Origin of the sequence: Alteromonas sp. 14N.309.X.WAT.G.H12, from assembly GCF_036697315.1 — a bacterium.
Lineage (GTDB): Bacteria > Pseudomonadota > Gammaproteobacteria > Enterobacterales > Alteromonadaceae > Alteromonas.
Window position 1 is genome coordinate 1 of sequence record NZ_JBAHZB010000192.1, and the last position, 3,119, is coordinate 3,119.

Here is a 3,119-nt window from a genome sequence, read left to right on the forward strand (position 1 = left end):
AAGTTAGCAGCAATATCCAAATCTTTTACTGGTAACGTAACTTGGTTAAGTTCCATTTAAACTCCTAGCGTATAACGCCCGGCTCACGCGCCAGTTTGGAGCCGCGAAGCGGCGGAAAATCGGTCGCCGTGCAGCCGATTGTTAGGCATTATTTGTTTGGTGGTGACGCGGCGCTACCTGCTAGGATCCCACCATCAACATTGAGCTCAATTCCGGTGACATACCTGGATTCGTCAGAAGCCAAATACAGAGCGGCATAGGCAACATCGATAGGTTCGCCCATAGCGCCAAGCGGGATCTCAGAAGAAATGACTTTGACCGCATTTTCTCTTTGCTCCCCCTCTCCAAGCATCACGTCCCATATCGGCGTATATATAGCACCCGGGTGAATAGAGTTACATCGAATAGGGTATTGTTTTTCAGCACAGTAAAGCGCAACAGATTTTGTATGATTGCGAACAGCGGCTTTACTCGATGCATATGCTGCAGCAAAGGGGATGCCCACAATCCCTGATCTTGAAGAAATATTAACAATACTGGCGGATGAAGATTTCCGCATAAGCCGAATACCATATTTGCATCCCAGCGCCACCCCATCAAGATTCGTCTGATGAACTTTACGCCAGCTTTCAATGTCCAGGTTTTCAGGGTCGTGAGGCCCATGAGTTTCAAGGATACCCGCTATTCCCGCATTATTAACAAGAATGTCTAATCCACCAAATTTATTTTTTATAAACTCATTCGCAGCAATCCAATCATCTTCTTTTCCCACATCAAGGTGCAGATAACAAGCCATTCCACCAATGCCTGTGGCTACTTTTTTACCCAATTCATCATCCAGGTCGCTGACAATAACATTTGCCCCCTGATCAGCAAAAAGTTCAGCAATCGCCTTACCTATTCCTCTGGAAGCTCCTGTTACTAGCACATTTTTATTTTCAATTCTCAACATATTCCCCCTTGCTAGCTTAAAAAATCTAGAACAGATTTGTTAAAGGTATGCGTTTGGTCCATTAGTGGCAAATGGCCCGCATCCTTTATTCTTAGAAACTCAGCGTTAGGTATTTTTGCAGCTGAAATCTCTCCATATTCAATGGGAAAAAACCGATCATTCTGCCCCCAAATCACTAATGTTCTGTTTTGTATCTTGCGGAGCGAGGCTTTCGGAATTTTTGAAACCGCCGAACCTTGGCCTTGCTTAAAAGCATTTTGCCCCCCAGTTCGCTTTAACACATCAATCGAATAGCGAGCGTGATTAGGATCTCTATTTTTAGGGTTAAACAGTATATAGCGAGAGAAGAAACGATCAGTGAGAGACGATGGAAAACTGTTCATTAAAATCATACTGAATAAGGAAGCGAACGAGGGCTTAACACCGAGCCCTCCAGAATCAACCAAGACGAGTTTTTCAACCATTTGTGGATTATCTAGCACAAACTGAAGTGCAATTGCGCCGCCCTGAGACAAGCCCACAATATGCGCTTTCGGGATATCTAATGCTAACAAAAAGTCCTTTAGCCACTTGCAAAAATAAGCTTTGTCATAAGCAGCATTAGGCTTATCGGATTCTCCATAACCTACTATATCAGGTGCAATTACCCGAAAGTCCTTTGAGAACGCGGCAATGGAAGGATACCAAGTTATCGCCCCTGCCCCACCGCCATGTAGCAAGATCAGCGGTTGACCAGAGCCAGACGACAAGTAGGCAGTATTGACCGAGCCCACGCCAACATGATTTTGAGTAACAGACGTCTCAATTCTATTTATCAGTGCTTGCCGGTAACGGTTTATAGTCATTTTGTTACAACCTTAATCAGCTCTGATAATGTGCTTAACTGGTCTTTATCTAGAGACTCAAACAATGCAACAGATGAATACTCAAACGATATTTTTGCCTCTTCAGTAATTTTCCTTCCAGTCTCTGATAGAGCAACCAGGCTTACTCTGGCATCACGAGGATTGTCCGACTTTTCAATAAGACCTATTTCCTCCATTGGATTGAGAAGACGGGTAACGCCGGACGGGCTTAACCCCACTTGCTCCGCAAGGTCGCTGCGTCGCATTTTCTGATTTGTAGCGAAATACAACTGATTTAGAACAAGATACTCTGATAGACCAATACCATGCGCAGAAAGCGCGGCACCTACCCTCTTCTGAATTTTGCTTTGCAGGCTGATGATATTTATCACCAAATCAGCTTCTAAATTTTCTGACACAGACACCTCTTTGCATAATGTTTGACCTCACAAATATAAGTCAATATATTTGCCAAGTCAAACACTACGCAAAAATATGGCACGTAAAGCTCGATGCCTAACGCCCGGCTTAGGGGCGGAAACACATGGGCTAAAATTAGGAGCGAAGCGACACAGCCCATGTGTTTGCGTCCCAGCGAGCCTGCGAGCGACTACAGCAGATTGTTAGGCACTTTCGGGTATTTCAAAATAGCCTTTCTCAAAGTTTGAGATAACCCTGAGTAGGTTTTTTATGCAAAGAATACGGTCATCAATGTAGTAACAAAGAAGCCAGTCTAAGGTTTTGCTGTCCATCGCTTCAATAAGAACTTTGTATTTTTCTTCTGCATCCAGACGACCATGAAATGCCTTTGAATTAAAATATGTAGTGATTAACTCGCAAGCATTAACACCTACCCAGCCTTTTAAGATCCCTTCATTTTTCCATGTGCACTTTAAAGATTTCAGATACTTTCTGAATGAATCTGCGTCAGAGTATTTACCAATTGCACCTGAAAACCGCAAGAAGTTAGTGGGTTCGTCATTTCCAATAAAAAACCTAAAGTCTAGAAACAGTCCCTTAAGGCGATGCTTATCAACTTTGACTTCAGCTCCAGTAACCAAACCGTTTGAGTCACGAAGTAGCATATGACCACCACCAAAATCGAACCCTAATTTTTTTATATCTTGGTAGTTATCGAGTAATTCATTAGCTCTAACAATATAAAGCTGAAAATCACTGACTGATTCTGGATCTATGCTTGAGTTTATTGGTATTTTGATAAATGCTCTCACGCCAAGTAATGCCTAACGGCCCGCATAACGGGCAAAAATACGTAGGCTACAATAACCAAGCGAAGCGTAGGGAGCCTACGTATTTTTGTC

Annotated in this window: 4 protein-coding genes; all 4 read right to left on the reverse strand. The window is 43.1% G+C overall.

Annotation, left to right across the window (positions count from 1 at the left end; all coding sequences use genetic code 11):
- Nucleotides 1-148: 148 nt before the first annotated feature.
- The 4 genes from V5298_RS20250 to V5298_RS20265 all read right to left on the reverse strand — a co-directional run bounded on the left by V5298_RS20250 (nt 149) and on the right by V5298_RS20265 (nt 3,029).
- Nucleotides 149-952 carry an SDR family oxidoreductase gene (locus V5298_RS20250; RefSeq protein ID WP_332933223.1) on the reverse strand — a complete coding sequence of 268 codons (804 nt, stop codon included), beginning with the start codon at nt 950-952 and terminating at the stop codon, nt 149-151.
- Nucleotides 953-963: 11 nt separating this feature from the next.
- A complete protein-coding gene (locus V5298_RS20255; protein WP_332933224.1) occupies nt 964-1,797 on the reverse strand; it encodes an alpha/beta hydrolase in 834 nt (277 codons plus the stop codon).
- On the reverse strand, nt 1,794-2,216 hold the full coding sequence (locus V5298_RS20260) for a MarR family winged helix-turn-helix transcriptional regulator (RefSeq protein ID WP_332933225.1): 423 nt from the start codon (nt 2,214-2,216) through the stop codon (nt 1,794-1,796). The genes V5298_RS20255 and V5298_RS20260 overlap by 4 nt, the downstream gene beginning before the upstream one ends.
- Nucleotides 2,217-2,420: 204 nt before the next feature.
- Entirely contained in the window at nt 2,421-3,029 is a 609-nt protein-coding gene (locus V5298_RS20265; protein WP_332933226.1) for a hypothetical protein, read from the reverse strand.
- Nucleotides 3,030-3,119: the final 90 nt, after the last annotated feature.